Source organism: Aliiroseovarius sp. S1123 (genome assembly GCF_023015885.1).
GTDB lineage: Bacteria > Pseudomonadota > Alphaproteobacteria > Rhodobacterales > Rhodobacteraceae > Aliiroseovarius.
In genome coordinates this window covers 383,920-408,594 of the sequence record NZ_JALKBE010000001.1, presented here as the reverse complement: position 1 = coordinate 408,594, position 24,675 = coordinate 383,920, and the positions used below count along the sequence as shown (strand labels likewise).

24 protein-coding genes, 1 tRNA gene and 3 pseudogenes are annotated in these 24,675 nt (G+C 58.1%); 15 read left to right on the top strand and 13 right to left on the bottom strand.

Going from position 1 to position 24,675, the window contains the following annotated elements; all coding sequences use genetic code 11:
- Window positions 1-23 precede the first annotated feature (23 nt).
- Complete coding sequence (locus MWU53_RS01975; protein WP_247089905.1) at window positions 24-1,397, top strand: aspartate aminotransferase family protein; 1,374 nt, start codon at window positions 24-26, stop codon at window positions 1,395-1,397.
- 211 nt (window positions 1,398-1,608) lie between these two features.
- Here MWU53_RS01975 and MWU53_RS01970 read toward each other — a convergent pair whose 3' ends face one another.
- Window positions 1,609-1,923, bottom strand: a complete 315-nt coding sequence (locus MWU53_RS01970) for a hypothetical protein (protein WP_247089896.1) — start codon at window positions 1,921-1,923, stop codon at window positions 1,609-1,611.
- A gap of 37 nt (window positions 1,924-1,960) precedes the next feature.
- Here MWU53_RS01970 and MWU53_RS01965 point away from each other — a divergent pair, with 37 nt between their 5' ends.
- The 3 genes from MWU53_RS01965 to MWU53_RS01955 are packed head-to-tail and all read left to right on the top strand — an operon-like array spanning window position 1,961 to window position 4,166.
- A complete protein-coding gene (locus tag MWU53_RS01965) occupies window positions 1,961-2,665 on the top strand; it encodes an ABC transporter permease (protein WP_247090511.1) in 705 nt (234 codons plus the stop codon).
- Complete coding sequence (locus MWU53_RS01960) at window positions 2,662-3,375, top strand: ATP-binding cassette domain-containing protein (protein ID WP_247089894.1); 714 nt, start codon at window positions 2,662-2,664, stop codon at window positions 3,373-3,375. The genes MWU53_RS01965 and MWU53_RS01960 overlap by 4 nt, the downstream gene beginning before the upstream one ends.
- Window positions 3,372-4,166, top strand: coding sequence for a substrate-binding domain-containing protein (locus tag MWU53_RS01955; protein WP_247089885.1), 795 nt, complete (start codon window positions 3,372-3,374; stop codon window positions 4,164-4,166). Before MWU53_RS01960 ends, MWU53_RS01955 begins: the two co-directional genes overlap by 4 nt.
- Before the next feature lie 73 nt (window positions 4,167-4,239).
- Here the strand turns inward: MWU53_RS01955 and MWU53_RS01950 are convergent.
- A pseudogene (locus MWU53_RS01950) lies at window positions 4,240-4,419 on the bottom strand (DDE-type integrase/transposase/recombinase); the annotation flags it as partial.
- A 179-nt stretch (window positions 4,420-4,598) separates the two neighbouring features.
- Window positions 4,599-6,368: pseudogene (locus MWU53_RS01945) on the bottom strand (transketolase); the annotation flags it as partial.
- A 59-nt stretch (window positions 6,369-6,427) separates the two neighbouring features.
- Between MWU53_RS01945 and MWU53_RS01940 the strand changes: the two are divergent.
- Window positions 6,428-7,309, top strand: a complete 882-nt coding sequence (locus MWU53_RS01940; protein ID WP_247089883.1) for an FAD:protein FMN transferase — start codon at window positions 6,428-6,430, stop codon at window positions 7,307-7,309.
- On the opposite strand, the gene MWU53_RS01935 is transcribed toward MWU53_RS01940, so the two are convergent.
- Window positions 7,306-8,226: a transporter substrate-binding domain-containing protein gene (locus MWU53_RS01935; RefSeq protein WP_247089874.1), complete on the bottom strand. Its 921-nt coding sequence runs from the start codon at window positions 8,224-8,226 to the stop codon at window positions 7,306-7,308. The two genes, MWU53_RS01940 and MWU53_RS01935, sit on opposite strands and share 4 nt — an antisense overlap.
- Entirely contained in the window at window positions 8,223-8,930 is a 708-nt protein-coding gene (gene pedF, locus MWU53_RS01930; RefSeq protein ID WP_247089872.1) for a cytochrome c-550 PedF, read from the bottom strand. Before pedF ends, MWU53_RS01935 begins: the two co-directional genes overlap by 4 nt.
- 118 nt (window positions 8,931-9,048) lie before the next feature.
- On the opposite strand from pedF, the gene MWU53_RS01925 reads away from it, so the two are divergent.
- Genes MWU53_RS01925 through MWU53_RS01905 form a run of 5 tightly spaced genes read left to right on the top strand, consistent with a single transcriptional unit; the run spans window position 9,049 to window position 13,135 of the window.
- Window positions 9,049-10,224: an ABC transporter substrate-binding protein gene (locus MWU53_RS01925; protein WP_247089870.1), complete on the top strand. Its 1,176-nt coding sequence runs from the start codon at window positions 9,049-9,051 to the stop codon at window positions 10,222-10,224.
- 4 nt (window positions 10,225-10,228) lie between these two features.
- Window positions 10,229-11,197, top strand: a complete 969-nt coding sequence (locus MWU53_RS01920) for a YVTN family beta-propeller repeat protein (RefSeq protein ID WP_247089868.1) — start codon at window positions 10,229-10,231, stop codon at window positions 11,195-11,197.
- Between the two features lie 11 nt (window positions 11,198-11,208).
- Window positions 11,209-11,646, top strand: coding sequence for a hypothetical protein (locus MWU53_RS01915; RefSeq protein ID WP_247089866.1), 438 nt, complete (start codon window positions 11,209-11,211; stop codon window positions 11,644-11,646).
- Complete coding sequence (locus MWU53_RS01910; protein WP_247089864.1) at window positions 11,643-12,353, top strand: ATP-binding cassette domain-containing protein; 711 nt, start codon at window positions 11,643-11,645, stop codon at window positions 12,351-12,353. The genes MWU53_RS01915 and MWU53_RS01910 overlap by 4 nt, the downstream gene beginning before the upstream one ends.
- On the top strand, window positions 12,350-13,135 hold the full coding sequence (locus tag MWU53_RS01905) for an ABC transporter permease (protein WP_247089862.1): 786 nt from the start codon (window positions 12,350-12,352) through the stop codon (window positions 13,133-13,135). The genes MWU53_RS01910 and MWU53_RS01905 overlap by 4 nt, the downstream gene beginning before the upstream one ends.
- 268 nt (window positions 13,136-13,403) lie before the next feature.
- On the opposite strand, the gene MWU53_RS01900 is transcribed toward MWU53_RS01905, so the two are convergent.
- From MWU53_RS01900 to MWU53_RS01870, 7 genes are all read right to left on the bottom strand, one after another.
- A tRNA-Gln gene (locus tag MWU53_RS01900) sits at window positions 13,404-13,478 on the bottom strand.
- 176 nt (window positions 13,479-13,654) lie between these two features.
- Window positions 13,655-14,497, bottom strand: coding sequence for a 3-deoxy-8-phosphooctulonate synthase (kdsA, locus tag MWU53_RS01895; protein ID WP_247090504.1), 843 nt, complete (start codon window positions 14,495-14,497; stop codon window positions 13,655-13,657).
- Window position 14,498: 1 nt separating this feature from the next.
- Window positions 14,499-16,106: a capsule biosynthesis protein gene (locus MWU53_RS01890; RefSeq protein ID WP_348647017.1), complete on the bottom strand. Its 1,608-nt coding sequence runs from the start codon at window positions 16,104-16,106 to the stop codon at window positions 14,499-14,501.
- Between the two features lie 49 nt (window positions 16,107-16,155).
- Complete coding sequence (locus MWU53_RS01885) at window positions 16,156-16,815, bottom strand: ATP-binding cassette domain-containing protein (RefSeq protein ID WP_247089858.1); 660 nt, start codon at window positions 16,813-16,815, stop codon at window positions 16,156-16,158.
- Between the two features lie 221 nt (window positions 16,816-17,036).
- Complete coding sequence (locus MWU53_RS01880; RefSeq protein ID WP_247089856.1) at window positions 17,037-18,335, bottom strand: Na+/H+ antiporter NhaA; 1,299 nt, start codon at window positions 18,333-18,335, stop codon at window positions 17,037-17,039.
- Window positions 18,336-18,496: 161 nt separating this feature from the next.
- A complete protein-coding gene (locus MWU53_RS01875; protein WP_247089854.1) occupies window positions 18,497-19,540 on the bottom strand; it encodes a permease in 1,044 nt (347 codons plus the stop codon).
- Window positions 19,533-19,874: a metalloregulator ArsR/SmtB family transcription factor gene (locus MWU53_RS01870; RefSeq protein WP_247089852.1), complete on the bottom strand. Its 342-nt coding sequence runs from the start codon at window positions 19,872-19,874 to the stop codon at window positions 19,533-19,535. Before MWU53_RS01870 ends, MWU53_RS01875 begins: the two co-directional genes overlap by 8 nt.
- 96 nt (window positions 19,875-19,970) lie before the next feature.
- Between MWU53_RS01870 and MWU53_RS01865 the strand changes: the two are divergent.
- Together MWU53_RS01865 and MWU53_RS01860 are read left to right on the top strand one after the other, a co-directional pair.
- Window positions 19,971-20,550, top strand: a pseudogene (locus MWU53_RS01865) (uracil-DNA glycosylase family protein).
- A 12-nt stretch (window positions 20,551-20,562) separates the two neighbouring features.
- Entirely contained in the window at window positions 20,563-21,351 is a 789-nt protein-coding gene (locus MWU53_RS01860; protein ID WP_247089842.1) for an SseB family protein, read from the top strand.
- Window positions 21,352-21,569: 218 nt separating this feature from the next.
- Here the strand turns inward: MWU53_RS01860 and MWU53_RS01855 are convergent, their stop codons facing one another.
- Window positions 21,570-21,812 (bottom strand): accessory factor UbiK family protein, encoded by a 243-nt coding sequence (locus tag MWU53_RS01855; protein ID WP_247089840.1) that lies wholly within the window; start codon window positions 21,810-21,812, stop codon window positions 21,570-21,572.
- A 93-nt stretch (window positions 21,813-21,905) separates the two neighbouring features.
- On the opposite strand from MWU53_RS01855, the gene lgt reads away from it, so the two are divergent.
- The 3 genes from lgt to pgeF are packed head-to-tail and all read left to right on the top strand — an operon-like array spanning window position 21,906 to window position 24,641.
- Window positions 21,906-22,802 carry a prolipoprotein diacylglyceryl transferase gene (lgt, locus tag MWU53_RS01850; RefSeq protein ID WP_247089838.1) on the top strand — a complete coding sequence of 299 codons (897 nt, stop codon included), beginning with the start codon at window positions 21,906-21,908 and terminating at the stop codon, window positions 22,800-22,802.
- The gene (locus tag MWU53_RS01845; protein WP_247089827.1) at window positions 22,799-23,893 is read left to right on the top strand and encodes an SAM-dependent methyltransferase; all 1,095 of its coding nucleotides are present in this window, start codon (window positions 22,799-22,801) and stop codon (window positions 23,891-23,893) included. Before lgt ends, MWU53_RS01845 begins: the two co-directional genes overlap by 4 nt.
- A complete protein-coding gene (gene pgeF / locus MWU53_RS01840) occupies window positions 23,883-24,641 on the top strand; it encodes a peptidoglycan editing factor PgeF (protein WP_247089818.1) in 759 nt (252 codons plus the stop codon). Before MWU53_RS01845 ends, pgeF begins: the two co-directional genes overlap by 11 nt.
- The last annotated feature ends 34 nt before the right edge of the window (window positions 24,642-24,675 follow it).

The window sequence follows — 24,675 nt, the reverse complement described above, 5'->3', positions numbered from 1 at the left end:
ACACGGACAAGAAAGGAACGCAAATGCTGAAAAACGACCAACTCGACCAGTGGGATCGCGAGAATTTTTTCCACCCCTCGACCCACCTGGCCCAACACGCCCGCGGTGAAAGCCCGAACCGAGTGATCAAGACTGCCTCTGGCGTCTTTATCGAGGATCGTGACGGCAACAAGCTGCTGGATGCCTTTGCTGGGCTTTACTGTGTGAACGTCGGCTATGGCCGACAAGAGATCGCCGAGGCGATTGGTGAACAGGCCAAGGAACTGGCTTATTACCACGCCTATGTCGGACATGGCACCGAGGCATCAATCACCTTGTCGAAAATGATCTTGGATCGTGCGCCAAAGAACATGTCCAAGGTCTATTTTGGTCTTGGTGGCTCGGATGCAAACGAGACCAACGTCAAACTGATCTGGTACTACAACAACATTCTGGACCGCCCTGAGAAGAAGAAGATCATCTCGCGCTGGCGCGGCTATCACGGGTCGGGGTTGGTGACGGGATCGCTAACGGGGCTTGAGCTGTTCCACAAGAAATTCGATCTGCCGGTCGAACAGGTGATCCACACCGAAGCGCCATATTACTATCGCCGCGCCAATCTGGATCAGACGGAAGAGCAGTTCGTCGCCCATTGCGTGGCCGAGCTTGAGGCACTGATCGAGAGGGAGGGCGCAGACACCATCGCGGCCTTCATTGGCGAGCCAGTTTTGGGCACCGGCGGCATCGTGCCCCCGCCCGCAGGCTATTGGGAAGCCATTCAGGCAGTGCTGAAGAAGCACGACATTCTTCTGGTCGCCGACGAGGTGGTCACCGGCTTTGGCCGCCTCGGCACCATGTTTGGATCGGACCATTACGGTATGGAACCCGATATCATCACCATCGCCAAGGGACTGACCTCGGCCTATGCGCCGCTGTCCGGCTCGATCGTGTCGGACAGGGTCTGGAAGGTGCTTGAGCAAGGCACCGATGAAAACGGTCCGATCGGCCATGGCTGGACATATTCGGCGCACCCGATCGGCGCGGCGGCAGGCGTCGCCAACCTGAAGCTGATCGATGACTTGAACCTCGTGCAGAAGGCGGGCGAGGTCGGTACCTACTTGAACGAAACCATGCGTTCAGCGCTGGCCGGCCACGCCCATGTCGGCGACGTACGCGGCGAAGGGATGCTCTGCGCGGTTGAATTTGTTAGGGATAAGGACAGCCGTATTTTCTTTGACGCTGCCGACAAGATCGGGCCGCAGATTTCGGCCAAGCTCTTGGAGCAATCCAAAATTATCGCCCGCGCCATGCCACAAGGCGACATCCTTGGATTTGCGCCCCCCTTCTGCCTGACCCACGAAGAGGCCGACCAGGTAGTGGCAGGAGCGGTTGCCGCAGTGAAGGCAGTTCTGGGCTAAACCGCATGAGAATCCCGGACAGGTCTGATAACTTTCGGTCCTGTTCGCCTATGCGCGCGGCTTGCGAGCTGGGGAAAGGCCGCCAAGTCTTCGGCCAAGGGGATATCGGTATGAGAGGATCTCGTCCCCTGCCCCGGTTCCCGTCAGAATGCGACCCAGACATTGTTCGGCAATGCGAAGATCGCTATCGACTTTCTAAATCAGAAGCTCGTTATTCTTCGTGGTCCAGCACGCCATCGCCAGCAACATCAGCAACGGCAAAAAGCAGCCCCAAAAGCTTCAGGCGGACAGAGTTCAAATTGATTCCTTTCCTGCTTCTGCCAACGCTCCAAACAAGATTAGCAGACTCGCCCGCGCGCGTCGGTGCCGTCACCACACGGCGATGTACGGATTGGTCGATCTGGCAGGCCGCGAAGCTCTGGCCCGATTTGGGACGGTCAAAATGTCCAATACGCCGTTTCTTAGCCAGAAATCGGTTTTGCTGTTGCCCAAGATATGGTTGATCGAGCCACAGCAGGTCGGACATTATGACTCCGTTCCGATGAAACGCGTTGAAGGATGACATCTTGGAAATATGGTCCGGGATAACCGAGGCTTTTTGGCTACTTGTCACGCTTGACGCGGACCTGGTGGAAATCACGCTAAGGTCTTTATATGTCACGCTGACGGCGCTTGTTATCGCCTCGGCCATTGCGCTGCCGCTTGGCGCGCTTCTGGCGGTGCGCAGATTTCGCGCGCGACGGATCACAATTGCTGTTCTGAACGCGTTAATGGGGCTTCCCCCAGTCGTCGTGGGCCTGATTGTCTATGTGCTGCTCAGTCGGTCGGGACCATTTGGGGTCTTGGGCCTTTTGTTCACACCCACGGCGATGATCATTGCACAAGTCATTATCATCGTGCCGCTGATTGCCTCCATTGCCCACCAGGCCCTGCGCGAGCTTTGGTCGGACTATCACGATCTTCTGATTTCGATGAACACAACACAGGCGCAACGGGTGCAGGCCCTGTTATGGGACGGACGTCGGGCACTTTTGACGGCGTCATTGGCCGGGTTTGGTCGCGCCATAGGCGAGGTGGGCGCGATCATGGTCGTGGGCGGCAATATTGACCATCACACACGTGTCCTGACCACCGCCATTGCGCTTGAAACCGGGAAGGGTGAGTTCGCGCTGGCTCTTGGCCTAGGCTTTGTTCTGATTGCCATGGCTATTGCAGTAAATCTTGCCATCCATGTGATCGGCCGCACCGAACGGGGGGGGCGCTGGTGAGCAATCTTTTCCCCGTTACGCTTGAAGGCGCCACGCTACGCCGCTCTGGCAAAGTCCTTGTCGGCCCCGTGAATCTGGAACTGCGGGCCAAAGGCGTCACCGTCGTCATCGGACCGAATGGGGCCGGTAAAACATCGCTTCTACGTATGATGCATGGCATTGCGCGACTTGGGGGGGGCAGCATTCGCTGGGCTTGCCCGCCGGAAGAGGCCCGTGCCCATCAGGCATTCGTTTTTCAACAGCCGATCATGATGCGCCGGTCCGTTCTGGGCAATCTGACCTATCCGCTGCGGCTGACTGGCACTTCCTGGTCCGAGGCCCGTGACCGTGCCACCCAAGCAGCAACAGAGGTGGGGCTGGCCGATATGCTAGACCGTCCCGCACCGTACCTGTCTGGCGGTGAACGGCAAAAACTGGCGCTTGCGCGCGCGCTTATTACTCGACCTGAACTTCTGTTCCTAGATGAACCCTGCGCCTCGCTTGATGGTCGCGCCACCCGTGAAATCGAAGAGATTCTGACCCGTGCGGCAGCGGCAGGCACCCGGCTGATCATGTCGACACACGACATGGGGCAGGCCCGGCGGCTGGCAACCGAGGTCTTGTTTCTTATGAACGGGAACATTCACGAGCACAGCTCAGCCGAAATGTTTTTCGGGGGCTCGGCCAGCCCACAAGCACAAGCATTTCTCAAAGGAGACATCGTAGAATGAAACGGACCATTTTCGCCGCCCTTTCAGCAGCCCTTCTGGCAACCGGAGCGATCGCGGACGAGATGAAGCTTGCGGTCACCACGTCGTTCCATAACTCGGGTCTGTCCGACATTTTGCTGCCTCGGATCAAGGAAGACACTGGGATCGAGGTTCAGCTTCTAGTCGTTGGTACAGGACAAGCGATTAAACTGGGCGAGGCCGGGGACGTGGACGCCATACTCGTGCATTCTCGCAAAGCCGAAGATGGCTTCCTGGCCGGTGGCTTCGGCACCCATCGCCGCGAAATCATGTATAATGATTTTGTCTTTATCGGCCCATCGACCGACGCCGCGCATGTGGCAGAAGCAGAAAGCGCAGCTAACGCGTTGGCACGCATCATGACCGCACAAGCCCCCTTTGTCAGCCGCGGGGATGACAGCGGAACCCACAAGAAAGAACTTAGCCTGTGGGCGGCGGCCGAGATCGCACCCGAAGGCGCGTGGTACAAAGCGGTCGGGGCCGGCATGGGTGCAGCATTGAATACAGCCGCTGGTTTGGACGCCTATATCATGGCAGATCGGGCAAGTTGGCTGAACTTTGGAAATAAAGGCAATCTGGCGCTGCTTTATGCGGGCGATCCGATCCTGTTCAACCAATACGCCTATTTGCCCGTGAACCCGGATAAGCACGAGCACGTAGAGACCGAGCTTGCGGCTAAACTGGAGGCGTGGCTTGTATCTGACACAGCGAAAGCGTTGATCAATGACTACAAAATCAACGGTGAAACCCTGTTTGTTTTCAACGCCAAGTAATCAATTAAGTGTAGTCAGACATGTGGTGTCAGACCGCTTCGAACGAAACCCGGCTAGACCAGTATGACTGCCCTTAATTCTGCGCTGAGGCCACGAACTCTTGCAAACTTCGCATTCGGCGAAAGCGGCGCATGGATCGTGTTCGTCGTCGAAACGGGAGGTGCGAATACTCGATCCGGTTGCTCAAGTAATGGCCCAAAGCGTGTCTGCCTGCGTTTCCGATTTCTCGCATCGCGGCCACGCAGGACCGAAGACGACCCCGACACCCTCCCCCCCTCCGAGCTCAGGCTTTGGGGGACACGGGGGTACCAAACGGGGCACTTTCAGGCACGATGAGCGCATTCTAACCTTCGGCCAAATCCGCGGCATCTCTCAAAAGGGCGGGCAGCCGCCAATCGCCTTTGCAGGTCGAATGGCGGCTTTGGTGTGAGTTTATTTGTGGGCTGAGCCCGCTAAGTTACCGCGGTGCACATGCTTCCCGTCCGTCAAGCCGTTTACCTTTTCGACAATGGCGTCGGCATCGATGCCGTGATGGCGATATAGATCGCCGATCGTGCCGGTTTGGCCGAAATGCTCGACACCCATTGGGATGGTCTGATGACCGGCAACAGATCCAAGCCAGGACAGCGTCGCCGGGTGGCCATCAATGACGGTGATGACTTTGCAATGGGGCGGAAGATCGGCCATCAGGCTCTCGATGTGTGCCTGTGCCGCCTTATTGCCGCGTGAACGGGCCCGTTGGGCCGCTGTCCAGCCCGCATTGAGCCGGTCAGCCGAGGTCACGGCCAGCACGCCGATATCCCGGCGCCCTTCACCGATCATCCCAGCCGCCTTGATCGCCTCGGGGGCAACCGCGCCCTGATAGGCGATGACGACCTCGCAATTCGGTCCGGGTTTGCGCAGCCAGTAGGCGCCGTCGATGGCCCCCTGTCGGAACGCGTCGTCGTGGCGTTTGCCGGGTTGTTCGATCGGGTTCGTGGTCAGGCGCAAATAGACAGATCCACCGGTTTCATCACGCAGCCAGGTGCGCTCGTCCGGGTCGCCTTCACCATCACGCTGAAGATAATCGAAGGCCCATTCCATGATCACCGCAAGCTCATCTGCAAAGGCGGGCTCGAACGAGGCAAGCCCGTCCTGGCTCATCCCGATCAGGGGCGATCCGACTGATTGGTGCGCCCCGCCTTCCGGGGCCAGCGTCACACCAGATGGGGTGCCCACAAGGATGAACCGGGCGTCCTGATAGCAGGCATAGTTCAGCGCATCGAGACCGCGGGCTACGAATGGATCATAGACCGTACCGATGGGGATCAGCCGCTTGCCAAAGATCGAATGCGACAGGCCTGCGGCGCCCAGAAGCAGCATCAGGTTCATCTCGGCGATTCCTAGCTCGATATGCTGACCTTCCGGCGTGAATTCCCATTTCGCGGTCGAGGGGATGCGGTGCTCGATAAAGGCGTCTGCCTGTCTGGACCGTGCGAAAAGTTTGCGCCGGTTCACCCACGGGCCAAGGTTTGTGGTCCCCGTCACGTCCGGTGATGTGGTCACGATCCGTGCCGCCAGATCGCTGTCGCCCTTCGACAGATCATCCAGAATCTTGCCAAAGGCCATCTGGGTCGAGATTTCGCGAGAGGTATCAATGTCGATGGCAGGCACGGCGAGCTTGTCATCGTGATACCGCCGGGTGCCCTTGGCAAAGAAGGAAACTTTGGACAGGAAATCACGTAGCGCGGCGGGGTTTTCGACTGTGGCCAGCGGTTCCCACTCGTCGCCCGTTGCCACGCCCATGTGCTTTTGCCACTGGGCGAACTGCGTGTTGTTCATCAGCCCGCCATGGTTGTCCTTGTGGCCTGCGATGGGCGTCCCCCAGCCTTTCACCGTATAGGCCAGGAAGCAGGTGGGGCGGTCGTGATCAATGGTGTCGAAGGTCTGGGCCATGGTCTGGACGCAGTTGCCGCCGAGGTTCTCCATCAAGGCCGCCAGTTCATCGTCGCTGCGCTGCTCGATCAAGGCCGAGACATCGCCCTGATCTCCTAGATCGTCCATCAATCGCTTGCGCCAGACGGCTCCGCCCATGAAGGTGAGCGCCGAGTATTCCTGGTTCGGACAGGCATCGATCCATTCGCGCAGTTTGTCGCCGCCCGGCTCTTCAAAGGCTGCGCGCTGCAACACACCGTGCTTCACCCGCACCACGTCCCACCCGAAGACCGCAACAAGTGCGTGCCGCTGATCGTGACCGACAAAAGAAGGGCGCGGGCGTCATGATGCAGCGAAGACATGTTATCAAGCTTGGGGCAGCAGCGCTGGGGACATTGGCCCTGACGCGGTACAATCCAAGCCAACGCGAGTGGCGCGGGCGCGGCTTTGGTGCCGATCTGTCAGTGATCTTTCACGACAGCAGCGATGAGTACGAAGGTATTTTCGCAGCAATCGAAAAAGAAGTTGACCGGCTTGAACAGGTGTTCAGCCTGTTCCGACACCACTCGGCAATTTCACGGTTGAACCGGGATGGAAAGCTTCAAGATCCGCCCGAGGATCTGGTTGAACTTTTAGAAATTTCCAAAGAGGTTTGGAACCTCACAGACGGGGTCTTTGACCCCACCATCCAGACGGTATGGCGCGCAGAGCATAGGCTTCCTACGCGCCCCTCTGGGTTTGAGACTGTCGAAGTTCGAAGGGACATTATCCGATATGAAAACCCGGATACGGCGCTGACGCTCAATGGCATCGCGCAAGGATATGCAAGTGATCAGCTGTCTCGTCTTCTGCGCCGCCAAGGTCACTCGGCGCATCTGGTCAATCTTGGCGAATACGCAGCCGGAGATGGCGATTGGCGCTTGGGGGTTGAAAACGGTGAAGCAAAACGCTTGACGCATACCGACCTAAACAATCTGGGGCTTGCAACCAGTGCGCCAGGCGCGATGACGCGCGCCAATGGTCAGGCCCATATCGTGCAACCGTTTGGAGGGGAGCCCGTTTGGAAAACCGTCACGGTTCAGGCACGGACCTCGGCGCTTGCCGATGCGTATTCCACGGCGCTCTCGCTTATACCGCAGGAAAAGATCCAAGCGATGGATTTCGAAGAGATGGGCATTGCGAAAGTCTGGCTGGAAAGCCAAGGCGGCACCATGATCCGGCTGGGTTAATAGTCCGGGGCCGCGTGGCTCACCCCATATTTTGCAAAGATTGCTGCAATCCGCCCATCAGCAAGCGCATCCGCGATCGCATAATCCGCCGCATAGGAAAGCTCGCGGAAATTGTGACGCACGGCAATCCCAAGCGTCCAAGTGTCGAGCGCGAAGTTCACAAGAGGTGGCGTGGCCACATCGACTTCGTCGCTCTGATCGAGATATTCCAGAATGCTCTTCACGCCCATCACCGCGTCCACTTCTCCGGTTCCCATCGCGGCAAAAGCATCTTTGTGATCGGGATAGTGGCGAATGTTCGAAAGCAACATTCCGCCATTGAAGTTCGACAGATAGAAATCCGAGATCGTGTGATTTTCAACGCCCACTTTATGGAACCGATAGTAAGGCGTGGTGGGCGGATCATCGGGGAACACATCGACTCGATAGGCGGTTGCGAGGGTTTCGTTGAAATATTGACCGTTCAGCACCACCAGCTCGTTGCGACACTGCAAATCCTTGCTGTACGGAACGTGCATCATGATGTTTGACACCTGCCCGCCAATCAAAGGCCCCTTCCAGATCTGATTGCGCAGATCTGCATCCACGTTCTCATCTGCGGCGACAAAGTTGAAACGCGCCTCGACGCCGATGTCCTCGGCGATGATGTGCGCGATTTCAATGTCGATGCCCTTGGGTTTGCCGGCTTCCTCCCAGGAAAACGGCGCAAAATCTTCGTAGACAGCGAAGGTCAGATAGCCGCGCTCAAGGATCGTGTCATAATCCTGTCCGACGTCGATCCGTGTGTCCGACCGTTTCGGGATCACATCCCCATACCCTTTGGCCAAATCTTCGCATCTTGCCAAGGCGTGCTGAGCGGTGCCGGCCAGAAGGCCAAGCACCAATGCTATATGGATGCCAAAACGCAAAACGATCAATGTGCCGCTGACAGGCCGATGGTCAGAAGCTCGGCAGCTTTTGCGAAGCTGGCGGCGCTGCCATCGAGCGCAATTGCTGCGCGCGATACAGCAGATTCAGCGACCGGCGCGTCGGAGCCGGTTTCCGCAGAGGCGTTGATGTCGGACAGTTCAGTCCGAAGTGCGGCCACTTCATCGCCAAGGGACGCTACATCAACACCACCCTCGACCTCGCTTGCGCGGTCTTTCAAAAGATCGCGAATTGCAGACAGGCGTGTCTGATAGTCGTCAAAAGCACCGTCATCAGGGCGGGTTTCAACGTAGGTGCGGATGGCCCATGCGGCCTCCTGACCCAGAAGATCTCCGAAGGCGGGCATCTTGGTGATCCCGTTCTGGGTCATGCCATAGCGGAAACGCTCGAGATACCATTCGTCACCATCCCAATCCGCGCTGAGATAGCGCAGATCAGGGGCCAAGCCGCCGGAAACGACTTCCAACCCATGACAACGTGCGCAGTTCTGGTTATAGCCCGATGCGCCGATATCAATGGCGGCTTGCCAGTTCTCGCTTGCTGGGTCGCGCCACGGGTTTTCTTCAAGCCATTCTTCCCCAAGATCGGGAAGGCCAGCCGTGTCCACCGCCTGCGGGGCAACGTCACCATGGGCAAAGGCTGCGGCAGCGGCCAATACAAACGGCGGCACAAGCAATATTTTCGAGAATTTCATCACGTCTCCTCCAAACTTTTAATGATTTGTAGAAGGCTTGCGGCGACGGCTCTATTCGACCTTGGTCCAACTTTTCGAACCCGACTACGTCGGACAGACTGTGTTGCGGGAGGACGAGATGAAAAACATAATGAAACTGTGGTTTTGCCTTCTGGCGATTGTCCTGTCGTCAACACTGGTCGAAGCCGGTGAAAACATGCGCAAAATCTCGGTTCTTTATCTGAGAATTGCGGCGCCTGAACGCCCTGTCCTCTCGAATCTCGACCCCACCCCGGACAACCTTGGGCGTGCCGGGGCAGAGCTTGCGGTTGCCGATAACAACACCACCGGTGGCTTCATGGGCTATCAGTTTGCAATGGAGCTCATCGATCTGGACGAGGGCAACCTTGCAGGCGCGCGCGACGCGCTTCATGCCAGCGACGCCCCATTCGTGTTGTTAGACATGAGCGCCGAGCAAATGCTCACACTTGTCGATGAGAGCGAGGCGCGCCTTTTCTTCAACGTGCGGTCCTATGATGACCGCCTAAGGGGCGCGGATTGCCGAGCGAGCTTGCTTCATACTCTGCCAAGCTACGCGATGCGTGCGGACGCGCTGATGCAGTTCGTGCTGAAGAAGCGCTGGGATAAGCTTGCGCTTGTCTCGGGAAATACTGTTGAGGACGGCAAGTTTGCCGACGCGCTGCACAATGCGTCGCGCAAGTTCGGCCTGAGCTTCGGAAAAGAAGAGCCTTGGGTGCTGGACGGCGACCTGCGCAGGCAGGCTGCTGCGGAAGTTCCGTTGCTGACGCAGAAGCTTGGTGACTACGACGTGCTGTTCGTAGCCGACGAGCAAAATGATTTCGCCCGATACCTCGCTTATAACACGTGGCTGCCAAGGCCCATTCTGGGGGGCGATGGCCTTCGTGCCACTGGCTGGTCGCACGTGAATGAACAATGGGGGGCTGCACAGCTGCAAAGCCGTTTTTATGATCTGGCCGGACGCAACATGCAGGACATCGACTATGCCGCCTGGGCAGCCCTGCGCGCCGTGGACGAAGCCTATCTTCGCACGAATTTCGCAAACCTTGATGCCATCCGATCCTACCTTCTGGACGGGATTGAACTGGCTGGGTTCAAGGGTCGCCCTCTTTCGTTTCGCAGCTGGAACGGACAAATGCGCCAGCCTGTTGGGCTGACACACGCCTCGGCTCTTGTCGCAATGGCCCCGCTTGAAGGGTTCCTGCACGCCAGAAACGAGCTGGACAGCCTTGGAGCTGATGCACCCGAAAGCCAATGCAAAGCCTTTGGAGAATGAGCCAATGAAATTGAACACCTGTCTGGCGGCTTTGATCGCACTTATGCCCGCCGCAGCCTTAAGTGATGAGATCTGGGTCTCGAACGAAAAAAGCGATACAATTTCCGTGATCGACGTTGATACGCTGGAAGTCGTGAAAGAATACGAGGTGGGCGAGCGTCCGCGCGGCATCCTATTCTCGAGCGACTTCAGATATCTCTACATCTGCGCCTCGGATTCCGATGCAGTGCAGGTGTTGGATGTCGAGGCCGGAAAAATCATCCACGATCTGCCGTCCGGTGAAGATCCCGAACAATTCGCGCTACACCCCAATGGCAAGCTGCTTTACATCGCCAATGAAGATGATGCCGTGACAACCGTGGTGGACACCGAAACCCATCACGTGATCGCGCAGATCAACGTGGGGGTAGAACCCGAAGGCATGGCGGTCAGTCCGGATGGCAAGACCACGATTACCACATCGGAAACCACCAACATGGCGCATTGGATCGACACCGAGACCAACACCATCTACGCCAACACACTGGTGGATGCGCGCCCACGCCATGCCGAGTTCACAACCGACGGCTCGAAACTATGGGTCAGCTCGGAAATCGGCGGTACGGTCGCCATTTTCAACACTTCTGACCAAAGCCAGATCGCCAAGATCGCGTTTGAAATCACCGGCGTGCATCCTGACAAGGTTCAGCCAGTCGGGGTCGAACTGAACGCGGACAATAGCCTTGCCTATGTGGCGCTTGGCCCCTCTAACCACGTCGCTGTCGTCGATACGGCGACTTACGAAGTACTTGATTATGTTCTGGTGGGGCGCCGGGTCTGGCACATGGCGTTTTCGCCAGACGGTACGAAACTGTTCACCACCAATGGTGTCTCTGGCGACGTGAGCGTCATTGATCTTGCCACCAACAAAGCCATTAAATCCATCAAGGTGGGCCGTTTCCCCTGGGGCGCGGTTGCACGTCCGACCAACTGAGGAGTTATCACATGAGAAAAGCCATAGTTCTCGCCAGTATGCTTGCCGCAAGCACCGCATTCGCAGACGACGATGCTGATGGCCTTGGTATGGCGGGGCTGCTTTCGGGTTCGAACAAGGTTGATTTGCCCGAAGTCATCCTGTCCGTGGGTGAACCGCTTGCTGATGCGCCGTGGAAGCTGAAATCTGGTAAATACTACGAGGTCGAGTTTACAGCAGATGGATCAGGAGAAATCGGGCTTGCGGGCAACGACTTCTTCCGCGCAATCTGGGTTGACGAGGTTGTCATCGAAGGGTTGGAAATCCGCCCCTATGCGCTCCATTCGGTCGAGTTCGATGACGCTGGCACGATGGAGATCGGCTTCGTCGCGATCAGACCCGGTAGGTACGAGCTGCGCATTCCGGGCAGCACCGGCGAAAGCCAAGCGATAAAGATCGAAATTGAATGACAGACGCCGTGGTCCTTGAAAATGTGGATCTAAGCTATGGGTCCCGCACCGTGCTGTCGCAGTTTTCGCTGCGACTGGCCGAGGGGTCGTTTACCGCTCTTTTGGGGCCCAACGGGGCCGGCAAGTCGACGATTTTCAATCTGATTGCCGGCCTATTGCTGCCGGATCGCGGCGACGTCCGCGTGATGGGGCAATCTACGACACGAACACGAGCAGGCTTGCGCGACGTGGGTATGGTGTTTCAGCAATCGGCTCTGGACCTAGAGCTCTCGGTTGTTCAGAATCTGCGCTATTTTGCGGGGCTGCACGGGATGAAAAAGCCCGGCGACCGGATCCAAAAGCTTCTTGCGCAACTTGGTCTGGAAGGGCGCGAAAGAAGCTCGGTGCGCGACTTGAATGGCGGTCATCGCCGCAGGTTGGAAATCGCGCGTGCGCTGTTACCCGACCCCAAGATCCTGCTGCTTGATGAGCCCACCACGGGGCTCGATCCCGCCTCCAAGCAAGCTATCGTTGACTCGGTGCATGCGATGAGCGCTCGGGGTGTGACCGTCCTTTGGATTACCCACCTTTTGGATGAGCTTTGGCCCGAAGACGAGGTGATCGTTCTGCAAGCCGGACAGATCGCAAGTCGCGGTGGATTTGCAGAGCTTGGAGGCGCAGAAAAGCTTTCACAGCACTATGCAGGCCACGAAAGACCGCAGCTATGATGACATGTCTTAAGGCCATCATCATTCGCGAGCTCTTGCGTTTCCTGCACCAGCGTGAACGGTTTCTCGCCGCACTTGTTCGCCCGCTTGTCTGGCTTTTCATTTTCGGGGCAGGGTTTCGTGCGGCACTCGGCTTGTCGATCATTCCGCCCTACGAGACCTATATTCGGTATGAAACCTATATCGTGCCCGGTCTTTGCGCGATGATTGTACTTTTCAATGCGATGCAGTCCTCACTTTCTATGGTCTATGACCGGGAAATGGGATCTATGCGGCTTTTGCTTACCGCGCCAGTTCCGCGTTGGTGGATTCTATTGGCAAAACTTCTGGCAAGTGCGCTCGTGTCAGCTCTGCAATGTGTGGTGTTTCTCGCAATCGCCTGGGTGTTTGACATTCGTATGCAGTGGGGCGGTTACCTTGCATTGCTACCAGCCTTGTTTTTAGTAGGGCTGATGTTAGGAGCCATGGGACTTTTTCTGTCCGCCATGATCAGCAGGCTTCAAAACTTCGCAGGCGTCATGAATTTCGTCATCTTCCCGATGTTTTTCCTCTCCACCGCGCTTTATCCGCTGTGGCGCATGCAGGAAAACGCTCCGCATATTGCGGCGGTGGTGGTCTGGAACCCGTTTACATACGCGGTCGAACTTATCCGCTTCGCGCTTTATCAACGACTCGAACCCGTGGCGCTGTTGTGGGTGTGCGTTTGCACCATTGGTTTTTTCAGTCTGAGCCTGTTCGGATATGATCCTAAAAAACCGTTTTCAAAGGCTAAAGTTGGCTAGGAATGGGTTGTTTAGGCCTTATTTCTTTGAGCAGTAAAATCGAATGTGGTGTCAGACAAATTCCAACCGGTCTCAGCTAGGCCAGCATGACTGTCCCTTATTCCGCGCCCTGCCCGCTTCAACCTAAGTTCTTCTGACACTGCCCTGGGAAATATCGAAGAAGTTCGTCCGGGAAATGCGTCTCAGGGAAAAACGCAACGCCGCAACGCACGGAAATCGCGCGATGAACTCGCGAGAAACGCGTGACGGGATTTGAGACGGGAATGATTGGCTGGGGTGGTAGGATTCGAACCTACGGTACACTGTACCAAAAACAGTTGCCTTACCACTTGGCTACACCCCAACCGTGCGCGATTAACTAGCCAAAGCGGAAACAGGGTGCAAGCCTAAAATTCCGGTTCTTGCAGGAATTTTGGTGGACCGACTTCTTGTGCGAATTCTTTGGGTCTGCACCTACCTTGGAAGCGGATGAGAAATGCTGTTCTAAAGACGTTGATCACCAAGGTGGTGCGCGCAGGATCAGTCGGCCAGCCCCGCATTGGGGCGCGCTTTGGCCAGACAATCGAACGCCACCAGATCCTTCAAAAGCGCTGGCATCTGCTCCAAGGGAATCATGTTTGGGCCATCCGACGGCGCGGTATCGGGATCCTGATGGGTCTCGATAAAGACGCCAGCAACACCGACGGCCACAGCGGCCCGCGCCAGAACCGGCGCAAAATCCCGCTGCCCCCCCGAAGAAGCCCCCTGCCCTCCCGGCATTTGAACGGCGTGTGTGGCATCCATGATCACAGGATGGCCCAACGCGGCCATCTGTGGCAGCCCCCGCATATCCGTGACGAGCGTATTGTACCCAAAGCTCGTCCCCCGTTCGGTCAGCAGGACCTGATCATTCCCAGATGACACCAGCTTGTCCGCCACATGCGCCATATCCCACGGCGCCAGAAACTGACCTTTCTTCACGTTGACGGGTTTTCCAGTTTGCGCAGCGGCCACAAGCAAATCGGTTTGTCGACACAGAAAGGCGGGGATCTGCAGTGCATCCACGACCTGGGCCACTGGGGTGCACTGGTCTGGTGCATGCACATCCGTCAGGACCGGCACGCCAACGTCGGACTTAACAGCTGCCAGCATCTCGAGCCCATCCTCAAGACCCGGGCCACGCTTTCCCTGCGCCGAGGTTCGGTTGGCCTTGTCAAAGGAAGCCTTGAAAACAAATCCCACACCAGCGGTGTCGCAGGCCTGCTTCAAGCGCGCAGCCAAGAACAACGCATGGTCGCGCGATTCCAACTGGCACGGCCCTGCAATCACCGACAGGGGCAGATGGTTGCCAAAGCGTACACGGCCAATCGACACCTCGCGCATATCAGGACGAGATCTGTTCACGCAGGATCGATGCGGTCAGCGACAGCATCAGATAGATCCCAGAGAAGATCAGGAACGCCAGAAGCGTGTTTTCGAACGCTTTGGGATAGGTTGGCTGATCCGGCGCCACAGGGCTTACGTTGGTCGACAAATAGCGGGTCTGCTTATTTGCTTCGATCCGGGCAACCTCGAGCTGTTGCAGCGCCTGCTGCATCAAAATCGTGCGTGTTTCGAGGTTGGTTTGTGCGATCCGCAACTGGCCACTGATGGATGCCAGTGACCCGTTTTCACCCCCTGTATCCGTCAGCTTCCCGCGAAGTTCGGCGATCAGGGTTTCGAGCCGCGCAACATCCCCGCGCACACCATCCACTCGGGCCTGATTGGGGGTGGCATTGTCCAGCAATTGGTCCAACCGCAATCGCTTATCCTGCAGTTGCAGTTCATAGGTATTGATCTGCGACATCAGCGAGGATGCGTCCGAAGTCGCATCGAACACGCCCATGTTTTCTTGCAGTTTCAACACACGATCCTGAGCCGCCAACATCTCGACTTCGGCCTCTTCATAGCTGTCCAATGCACCCTGCATCTGATCTTCGCGTTTGCGTTGGGTCAGATTGTCGACACGCTCTTCCGCGTAAGCAATCAGGGATTTCGAGTATTGTTCGCTGACTTCAGGAGAGGCGGCAATCACCTCCATCTTGATGATGCCCTCTGTCGGATCGAAACCGATCTTCACCCGCTTGCGATAGACCTTATATGCGGTTTCATTGCTTGCATCGGAATCGAGCCGTTGCACAACGTCAATCGACGGATCGCTGAAATGCGACTTGAAGCCCACATCACGATCCAGCCTCAGCATCGCCTCACGCGAGGTCAGATAGCCCTGAACACCGATGCTGTCCTGACTTGAAGCAAGGCCTGTCCCCGCAAACAGCCCCGCAGCAGCACTGCCTCCGGCTCCATCAGCTTGCTGGATCACGAACTCGGACTTTGTTGCATACATCGGGGTGGCGACACTGAAATAGTAATACCCGGCTATGATCGATGGCAGCACAACGAAAAATGCCAGTCGCAGAAGCAGCATCTGTAATTTGCGGCGGCGCCTGCGGGCGATGTCACGCTGGATATCCATGACCGAGCGCGCACGCTCGGCCGCGTCGAGCACGCTTGGTGCGGGCAAGCTGGGCTGCGCGACGGGTTGCGGTAAGTTGGCGGCGTTTCGGTCGCCCTCTCCCTCAACCAGTTCAAGCATGTTGGCCCGCTTGAACGGATCAATTCCCGCCTGTCGCAGGTGATAGACGGCCACGTGATCGTCGTCTGTCTGAACACCGTGTTTTTGCGCAACGCGTCGTGCCATCCGCAGCTGCCGTGCGGTGAGACCTTCTTGACGCACTTTTTCAATCTCGGCAGCCTCGTCAGTCGCTGCCGGATTGGCGCCGCGTTGCACGCTGACCCTTGGCTTCATATCACCAGCCGGCAATCCATCCTCTTGTGGGCCTGCCGCCAGTTCTTCCAGCGGATTCAGTGCCCGATCTTGCGAACTGTCGGCGCTTTGCTGAGGGGGCTGTTCGGCCGGATCCGACACAGCATCTTCACTGTTCTGGGGCACCTGCTCCGCTTGCGAAACAGACCCGGCATCACGGCGGATACGAAAACGATTAGCCTTGGGTTTGGTAGTCATAGAGCTGTTTCGCTTCTTCCAAAGTTTCGAACTGGTAAAACTGGCCGTCTTTCAGAACGGCCGCCGAATTGCATAGCTTTTCTAATGTCTTCGCTTGATGAGACACCACAATCACCGTGGCGTCTTGCAAACGCTCCTGCAACACTGTCCCCGCGCGCCGGTTAAACTCGGCGTCCGTAGTGGTCGGCATGCCCTCATCGATCAGATAGATGTCAAACTCCATCGCCAACAAAAGCGCGAAGGTAAATCGACCGCGCATCCCTGCACTGTAGGTCGCAATGGGGAAATCATAGTATTCTTCAAGATCACACAGCCAGCGGGTGAAAGCCTCAAGATAGTCAGGATCAAGCCCGTATAGCCGCGCAATGTGCCGTGCATTGTCACGGGCGGACAGCTTTTTGACGACCCCGCCCATAAACCCCAATGGAAACGACACCCGGCAATTGCGCACAATCTCGCCTTCGTCCGGCTTTTCAAGCCCCGCCATCATGTTGATCAGCGTAGTTTTACCTGTCCCGTTAGGCGCCAGAATACCAAGCGAATTGCCCAGCTCAACCCTAAAGGACGCCTGGTCAAGAATGACCTTGCGCTGTTTCCCGGTCCAAAAGGACTTGCTGACATTCCTGAATTCGAGCATTCGCGCTCCGATACCTGAAGTGGTCCCACTACTCTAAGGCCGACTTTCTTAATTAAGAGCTATAGGCCGCCATTTCGGCGAAAATATGTCTGTTTCCCACCGGAAATCCAGCGCGAACTTAGCAAAAATCTACGCGAAACAAAGGGGAAAGCGCCAGAAATTCTGACGCTTTCCCAAAGTTTCGGTCGACCTACACAGAGGCCAAGTGTCTGCCAACAGGCTCAGCCGTGCTGTTTTTCAACCCGCAGAAGTTTGCCTGCAATGAAGGACAGGAACACGGCGCCAAAGCTGAACAACGCGCCCATCTTCGCTGCGTCCTGCACAGGCCCTGGCGCAAAGGCAACCGAGGCCACGAAGAGCGACACGGTAAAGCCGATGGCCGCAACAAACCCGATCACGACCAAATCGACCAACCGCATGCCTGCCGGAAGGCCCAGTCGCATCGGACCCACCGCGATCCATCCCATGATGAAGACCCCGATGGGCTTGCCGATGATCAGGCCTGCAAGCACCAGCCACGTGGCTTCGCCAATCGCGCCGAACTCGACGCCCGCATTCAAAAGACCGAAGAAGAAAAGCACGATGTCGACTGGAATGGCCAGCGAATGTTCCATCTGGTTCAGCGTATCCGTCAGGTACTTCTCGGCCTCAGAGAAGATACCGAAGGCGCGGTCAGCATGCGGGATGGCTGGGATCACCGGAAGCAGGCCAAGCGCCGGGTGAATGCCCGCCTGCGCAAAGCCATACCAGCTGAGGCAGCCCGCAATGGCATAGGGAATCCAGCCCAACTTCTTGCGTACGAAGGTCGAATAGCGACGCAGCTGGTCGCCCCGGTCTTTGCGACGCGGCAGCCAGTTGAACAGCACGTAGGCGATCACCGAGGCGGCAACAGACAGCAGCAACCATTCCGGAGCCAGTTCGCCCGACGGATAGAAGATCGCCAGAATGATCAGGCCCGCGGCATCGTCCGCAATGGCCAACAGCAGCAAGAAGCGCACCGCCGGGTGGCCCGCACCGAAGACAAGGCGGCCGACAAGATAGCTGAAGGCGATATCGGTCGCGGTCGGAATGGCCCACCCGCGCGACACAGCATCAAAGGTGCTGGAGCCAAGGAAATAGGCAATGCCAAGATAGACCGCGATCGGGCCCAGCATACCGCCAGCCGTTGCAACCAAAGGCGTCGCGGCTTTCTTGCCGCGCAGGCTTCCGTTTTTCAGAATGACGGCTTCCCAGACCTCTTTGCCCGCGATGGCAAAGAACAGCGCCATCAGCATGTCGTTGATCAGGTAATGGAAGGTCAGAACCTTTTCGACGTCGCCGTATTCAAAGTGATGCGACGCCTCTCCATAGGCTTTTTCCCAGTACCCGATATCAATTCCGATCCAGCCGTTAAACCACAGCGGATACTCGACAACATGGTGATAGGAGTGGGGATCGATATTCGCCCAAACCAGCGCAATCAATGCGCCACTGATAAGAAGAATGGAATAGGTGGTAATGAAATTCCACACACGATACATGGCGTTCCCCGTTCGATCTTATTCTCGTAAACAGGTCGCACCCCAGCCATCACGCGGGGATGCGACCGCATCCTGTTACATTTGGAAATAATTCATTTGCCGTCAAACAACAACAGGGGTCCAGCAAATCTCTGTTTGTCAGCCATCCCCGTCATTCAGATTTACGCGATAGCGCTCCAGCCTATACCGGCCAACACGGCGCCGACGACAGCGATACCAAGATAGGCTGCGAAGACCCGAGGTTTGACCAAAGCCCAGACCGCGATCGCGGCGGGGATACAGCTGACACCACCTGCAATCACAAAGGACATGGCCGCGCCGTTGGACATGCCTTGCTCAAGCAAAGCAGCCACCATTGGAACCGCAGCATAGCCGTTCAGATACGCAGGCGCGCCAACGATGGCCCCCAGCAGGATCGGCCCGATGCCCGTGCCGCCCAATACCTGCGCCACAAGATCGGCTGGGATATAGCGCAGCATTAGCGCCTCGATCATATAGGCCAGAAGCAGCCATTTCCCTAGGAACAGGGCGTTCTCGACCGCAGCGGTCTTGAACGTGTCGCGGCGATTTGCCTCGGTCCAGAACTTCCAGTTCACCTCGCCCGAGTAGACATCCGCCCCTGTCCCAGATCCGCAGGACGAGCTGCAGCAGGATTTGACCGGAGCATTCTTCAGCGGGTCTACAAATACGGCGGACGTGGCGAATGTCTTCACAACGAAACCACCCATAAGCCCGATCCCCACGGCCGACACAAGTTTAGCCGTGGCAAATCCCGTGCCCAACGTACCAGCCGTAATGGCGAACATCGCAGGATCCATCAGGGGCGAGGACAGCCAGAACGCCATTACCGCAGACAACGGCGCCCCCACGGCAAGCAGCGCTGCAATGAAGGGGATCACCTCGCACGAGCAGAAGGGCGAGAGTCCTCCCGCAAAGGCCGCCAACACGATCATCCGCGTCTCGCGCCCTTCGAACGCGCGGGCCAGAAGGTTTTCGGCGCCGGTGGACTTCAGAAACGCCACCGCAAGGATCGCAAAGAGGATGAAAGGCGCCGTATGCCCAAGCGCGGTCAGCGCAAAGCGCATCATCGGCAAGACCTCGGCCGTGTCCAAAAGCGCAAGGATCAGCGGCACCAGCAGGACAAACACCCAGGCCCAGTCCGGTTTAAAACGCCTTGGCGGTTGGGTTTGCGTCGTCTCAGCCATGATTGTGACCCTCTCCTTCAGCGCAATCAGCGCAGCATTCTGACAAAAGGTAATCCGACAAGGCCCGCATCACGTCATATTCCGCAGCCGCGCAAATGATCGAACGTCCTTGCTTTTCCTGCGTCACCAGACCGGCGGCAGCGAGGATTTTCATGTGATGGGTCAGGGTCGACCCAGTGACACCGCAGCGTTCGCCCAGCGCGCCAATGGTCAGCCCTTCCGGGCCAGCCCGCACCAAAGTGCGCAGCACGCTTAGACGATGTTCCGACCCAAGGGCCGCAAACTGCGAAGCAAAGACATCAATGTCTTTGGGGGTTGGGGATTCGTGTTTCATATTTCTAGAAATATCGAAATATTGACGCAGCGCAATATTTATTTCGACAAAACTAGAAATATTGAATTTTCTGCGGACCCTTTCTACCCTGCGCCCATGACCGACCTGCAATCCCAGATATCCTCCTGCACCCTCTGCGCCACGCGTTTCGCTCAGACCGAAACCGCGCATGCTCCGCGCCCCGTGGTCTGGTTCGAGCCCGGCACGCGGATCAGGATCATCGGTCAGGCCCCGGGGATGCGGGTGCATAAATCGGGCGTGCCATTTGACGATCCCTCGGGTGATCGCCTGCGGCAGTGGATGGGCGTGGATCGAGACATCTTCTATGACCGTGCGCGGATTGCCATCACGCCAATGGCCTTTTGTTTTCCGGGCTACGACGCGAATGGTTCGGACCTCCCGCCCCCGCCGCTTTGCGCCAAAACATGGGCAGATCACGTGGATCAGGCCTTGGGCGATGTCCCCCTCACCCTACTTGTCGGTGGCTATGCCCAAGCCCGCCATCTGGGCCGCGGCAAGGGGGTCACCGCCACCGTGGCCGACTGGCGCGCCGCGGCTCTTCCCCTTGCCTCATCCGTCGTGGCGCAATACGGGTTGGCTGAAGAAAAACCCGTGGTTCGAAGCCGAACTTCTGCCCGAACTGCAAAAGCAGGTCGCCATCGCGCTGACCTCATAGCCGGAGATTGCCATGAGCGAGCTGACACATCTGGACCACGCCCACGCTGCCATGCAGGCAGACCTGAACGACGACGCTGCTCGGTTGCGGTTCTATGAACGGCTGGCAGATCGCGAACTGTTCCTGCTTTTGTCCAGCGAGCCGCAGGGCGAGGATATTGAACCCGAACTGTTTGAACTCGAGACCGAGAAATACGTTCTGGTGTTCGACCGCGAGGACCGTCTGGCCGAATTCGTCGGTGCCCCTGCCCCCTACGCCGCCCTTCCGGGCCGTATCATCGCGGGGATGCTGTCTGGTCAGGGCATTGGGCTTGGCGTCAATCTGGGCGTCGCGCCTTCGTCCATCCTGATCCCGGCCGAGGCGATGGACTGGCTGGCTCAGACGCTGTCCAGCGCACCGGACGAGGTCGAGGCCCAGATCACCGAGATCCTGCCACCGTCTGCCCCCGAAGTGTTGCTGACTGCCTTGGCGGGAAAACTAGGTTCCGCAGGGGGATTGGCCCAATACGCCTGTCTGGCAGGTGTCGGCCACGCGGACGGGCGCCGTGGGCACCTTCTGGCCTTCATCAACCCCGCCGAAGGCGCCGAACGCGCACTGGCGGGCGCTGCGAACGAGGCCCTCACCTTCTCGGGCATTGATGTCGGAGAGCTGGACGTGGGCTTTTTTGCCGAGACGGACGAGATCGCACAGAAACTGACTGCCATCGGCCTGCGTTTCGACCTACCGGCCCCGAAAGCACCCGAAACGCTTGCGCCGGTCGCGCCCGGCTCGAACCCCGAGAAACCGCCGATCCTGAAGTGATCGGCAAATGGCCCGGACGACGCAATAAGAAAAGGGTGCAGAAAATCCGCACCCTTTCCCTCACCTGGAACGCCCCCGGCAAAGCCGTATTCCTAGGTTAACATCTCGACCAGTATGGGTGAAAAGTGGCAATCTCATGTCACAATTCTATGACATTGTTACTAAAATTAGAAAATCCAAGCACGGCGTGAACAATACACCCCGTGCCCAGCTATTGATTACTTCTTAGCTTCCAATGCGTCCAGACGGGCCTTCAGTGACTCGTTTTCCTCGCGCGCTTTCTGAGCCATCGCACGCACGGCGTCGAATTCTTCGCGCGTCACGAAATCACGATCAGCCAGCCAGCGATCCATCCAGCTTTTCATCGCGGTCTCGGCTTCGTCCTTCGCGCCCTGCGCCACGCCCATGGCGTTGGTCATCAGCTGGGAAATATCGTCAAAAACCTTGTTGCGCGTCTGCATGTGCTTCTCCTCGCTTGAGCTGCCCCCTATATGGGGGTTTGCGCAGTCAGAGACAAGGTTGACTTGCCCCGAAGAAGAGGTTCAACACAACGCATGTATATGGCCATCCCCTTTCCCAATATCGGGCCCGAGATCTTTTCGATTGATCTGGGCAGCTTCACCTTTGCCCTGCGCTGGTACGCGATGGGCTATCTTGTGGGGATCGCAATCGGCTGGTGGATCATCGCCCGCGCGCTGGCGCGTCCTGCGCTGTGGCGGGACGAGTCGCCGATGACGAAGGCGCAGTTGGAGGATCTTGCCACGTGGATCATCCTCGGCATCATCGCCGGCGGGCGCCTTGGCTTCGTCGCCTTCTATCAACCCGAGTACTATCTGGCGAACCCGCTAGACATCCCCAAGATCTGGCAAGGCGGCATGTCCTTCCACGGCGGTTTTCTTGGCGTGATCGTCGCGGTCTGGCTGTTTAGCCGCCGCAACGGGTTGCTGACCGCATCCATCGCGGACCTTCTGGCCATCGCCGCCCCAATCGGCATCGGCCTTGTACGCGTGGCGAACTTCATCAATGCCGAGCTTTGGGGCCGCCCGACCACAGCGCCTTGGGGCGTCATATTCCCCGGCGAATATGCACAACATTGCTCCGGCTGGGACGCCACGCTTGGCGCCTGCGCCCGCCACCCCAGCCAGCTTTACGAAGCGGTTCTGGAAGGTGCCGTCTTGGCGATTGCGCTGCTTTATCTGGCCTATCGTCGCGGCTGGCTGAAAACGCCGGGCCGCCTGACCGGGCTGTTTTTTCTAGGTTACGGCCTGTCCCGCTTTGTGGTCGAGTTCTTCCGTCAAGCTGACGCTCAGTTCATCACGCCTGACAACCCCTGGGGCCATGTGGTCCGCCTAGGCGATCTGGGCATCACCATGGGCCAGACGCTGACCCTGCCCATGATCGCAATCGGAATTGCCACCCTGATCTGGGCCAATCGGCGGACATCGGAATGAATGCTCTCGAAAAGCAACTGATTGGTCGCATTTCGAAATCCGGCCCCATTTCAATCGCGGACTATATGGCCGAATGCCTGCTGCATCCCAAACACGGATATTACGCCACCCGAGACCCGCTCGGCGTACAAGGTGACTTCACCACCGCGCCCGAAATAAGCCAGATGTTCGGCGAAATGCTGGGGCTTGCGATTGCGCAGGCGTGGTTGGATCAGGGCGCGCCGTCGCCCGTCACATTGGCCGAGCTTGGACCGGGACGCGGCACCTTGATGGCGGACATCCTTCGCGCCACCAAAGGCGTGCCGGGGTTTCATGCGGCCGCCGATGTACATCTGGTCGAGGCCTCACCCGTGTTGCGCGCCCGTCAGATCGAGCGCCTTGCACCCATCCCCATCACGCATCACGACAGCATCGGCAGCCTGCCCGATGCGCCCCTGTTCCTTGTGGCAAACGAGTTCTTTGACGCCTTACCCATCCGCCAATTCCAACGCGATGGCGACGGCTGGCGGGAATGTCAGGTGGGGCTTGAGGGCGACAAACTCGCCATGGGCCTGACCGCCCCCCTACCCGTCCCTGCGCTGGATCACCGGCTGGGCGACACACAGGACGGCGACGTGGTCGAAATTTGCGCGCCTGCCCAAGGCGTCATGTCCAAGCTGGCAGATTTCATCGACAGACATGGCGGCGCGGCGTTCATCATCGACTACGGTGACTGGCGGTCCATCGGGGATACGTTTCAGGCACTGAAAGACCATGTGCCCGTGTCGGTGCTGGATACGCCCGGTGAAGCCGACCTAACTGCGCATGTGGATTTCGAGGCGCTGGCCTGCGCCGCAGCCCCCCTGACCCCGCATATGATGACCCCGCAAGGCGTGTTCTTGGAGCATCTGGGCATCACCGCCCGCGCGCAGGCGTTGGCTGGAAAGCTCAGCGGCGACGCGCTGGACAGCCACATCGCCGCACACCGGCGCTTGACGCACCCGGACGAAATGGGGACGCTCTTCAAAGTGCTGGGACTGACTCGCGCGGACGCGCCCGATCTGCCCGGACTTCAACGCAACAAAACACAGGCCCACGCGGATGGTACTTGAGATCCTGACCTCTGACGCCCTTGGCCAGATACGGCACGGGTTCTTTACCCGCAAGGGTGGCGCATCCTCGGGCGTGTATGCCGGGCTAAACTGCGGCAGCGGAAGTGGGGATCAATCTGAACTGGTTCAGATCAACAAGGACCGCGTAGCGCAGGCATTGGATGTGGCCCCCAGCCATCTGTGCGGCGTCTATCAGGTGCACTCACCTGATGTCGTCGTCGCGGACGGGCCGATCACCGGCGACAAACCCCATGCAGATGCGGTGGTGACCGCCACGCCGGGCCTTGCCCTGTCGATCCTGACCGCTGATTGCCAACCGGTCCTGTTTGCAGACCCCGACGCCAAGGTGATCGGTGCGGCCCACGCGGGCTGGAAAGGCGCCATTGGTGGTGTGCTGGAAGCCACGCTAGAGGCCATGGAAAGCCTTGGGGCCAAGCGCGCCAACATCACAGCCGTGATCGGCCCGACCATCAGCCTTGAAGCCTACGAAGTTGGCCCAGAATTCCGCGAAGAGTTCACCGGGCATGACAGCGGCTATGACCGCTTCTTCACCGATGGCGAGGGCGACCGCGCCATGTTCGACCTGCCCGCTTTTGGGCTGCACCGCCTGAACGCGGCCGGGGTTAAACATGCGGAATGGACAGGGCACTGCACCTATTCCGACCCTGAACGATTCTATTCCTATCGCCGCACGTGCCACCGCAACGAGCCCGACTATGGCCGTCTGATTTCGGCGATCCGACTGTAGAGCTCAAAATTCTTCGAAGAATTTTGCCCGGAAT

Bases quoted from the DNA above. Each gene is read 5' to 3' on its own strand.
- MWU53_RS01975 (WP_247089905.1), top strand. From the start codon at position 24: ATGCTGAAAAACGACCAACTCGACCAGTGGGATCGCGAGAATTTTTTC.
- MWU53_RS01970 (WP_247089896.1), bottom strand. From the start codon at position 1,923: ATGTCCGACCTGCTGTGGCTCGATCAACCATATCTTGGGCAACAGCAA.
- MWU53_RS01955 (WP_247089885.1), top strand. From the start codon at position 3,372: ATGAAACGGACCATTTTCGCCGCCCTTTCAGCAGCCCTTCTGGCAACC.
- MWU53_RS01940 (WP_247089883.1), top strand. From the start codon at position 6,428: ATGCAGCGAAGACATGTTATCAAGCTTGGGGCAGCAGCGCTGGGGACA.
- pedF (WP_247089872.1), bottom strand. From the start codon at position 8,930: ATGAAATTCTCGAAAATATTGCTTGTGCCGCCGTTTGTATTGGCCGCT.
- MWU53_RS01925 (WP_247089870.1), top strand. From the start codon at position 9,049: ATGAAAAACATAATGAAACTGTGGTTTTGCCTTCTGGCGATTGTCCTG.
- MWU53_RS01920 (WP_247089868.1), top strand. From the start codon at position 10,229: ATGAAATTGAACACCTGTCTGGCGGCTTTGATCGCACTTATGCCCGCC.
- MWU53_RS01915 (WP_247089866.1), top strand. From the start codon at position 11,209: ATGAGAAAAGCCATAGTTCTCGCCAGTATGCTTGCCGCAAGCACCGCA.
- MWU53_RS01910 (WP_247089864.1), top strand. From the start codon at position 11,643: ATGACAGACGCCGTGGTCCTTGAAAATGTGGATCTAAGCTATGGGTCC.
- MWU53_RS01905 (WP_247089862.1), top strand. From the start codon at position 12,350: ATGATGACATGTCTTAAGGCCATCATCATTCGCGAGCTCTTGCGTTTC.
- kdsA (WP_247090504.1), bottom strand. From the start codon at position 14,497: ATGCGCGAGGTGTCGATTGGCCGTGTACGCTTTGGCAACCATCTGCCC.
- MWU53_RS01885 (WP_247089858.1), bottom strand. From the start codon at position 16,815: ATGCTCGAATTCAGGAATGTCAGCAAGTCCTTTTGGACCGGGAAACAG.
- MWU53_RS01880 (WP_247089856.1), bottom strand. From the start codon at position 18,335: ATGTATCGTGTGTGGAATTTCATTACCACCTATTCCATTCTTCTTATC.
- MWU53_RS01875 (WP_247089854.1), bottom strand. From the start codon at position 19,540: ATGGCTGAGACGACGCAAACCCAACCGCCAAGGCGTTTTAAACCGGAC.
- MWU53_RS01870 (WP_247089852.1), bottom strand. From the start codon at position 19,874: ATGAAACACGAATCCCCAACCCCCAAAGACATTGATGTCTTTGCTTCG.
- MWU53_RS01860 (WP_247089842.1), top strand. From the start codon at position 20,563: ATGAGCGAGCTGACACATCTGGACCACGCCCACGCTGCCATGCAGGCA.
- MWU53_RS01855 (WP_247089840.1), bottom strand. From the start codon at position 21,812: ATGCAGACGCGCAACAAGGTTTTTGACGATATTTCCCAGCTGATGACC.
- lgt (WP_247089838.1), top strand. From the start codon at position 21,906: ATGTATATGGCCATCCCCTTTCCCAATATCGGGCCCGAGATCTTTTCG.
- MWU53_RS01845 (WP_247089827.1), top strand. From the start codon at position 22,799: ATGAATGCTCTCGAAAAGCAACTGATTGGTCGCATTTCGAAATCCGGC.
- pgeF (WP_247089818.1), top strand. From the start codon at position 23,883: ATGGTACTTGAGATCCTGACCTCTGACGCCCTTGGCCAGATACGGCAC.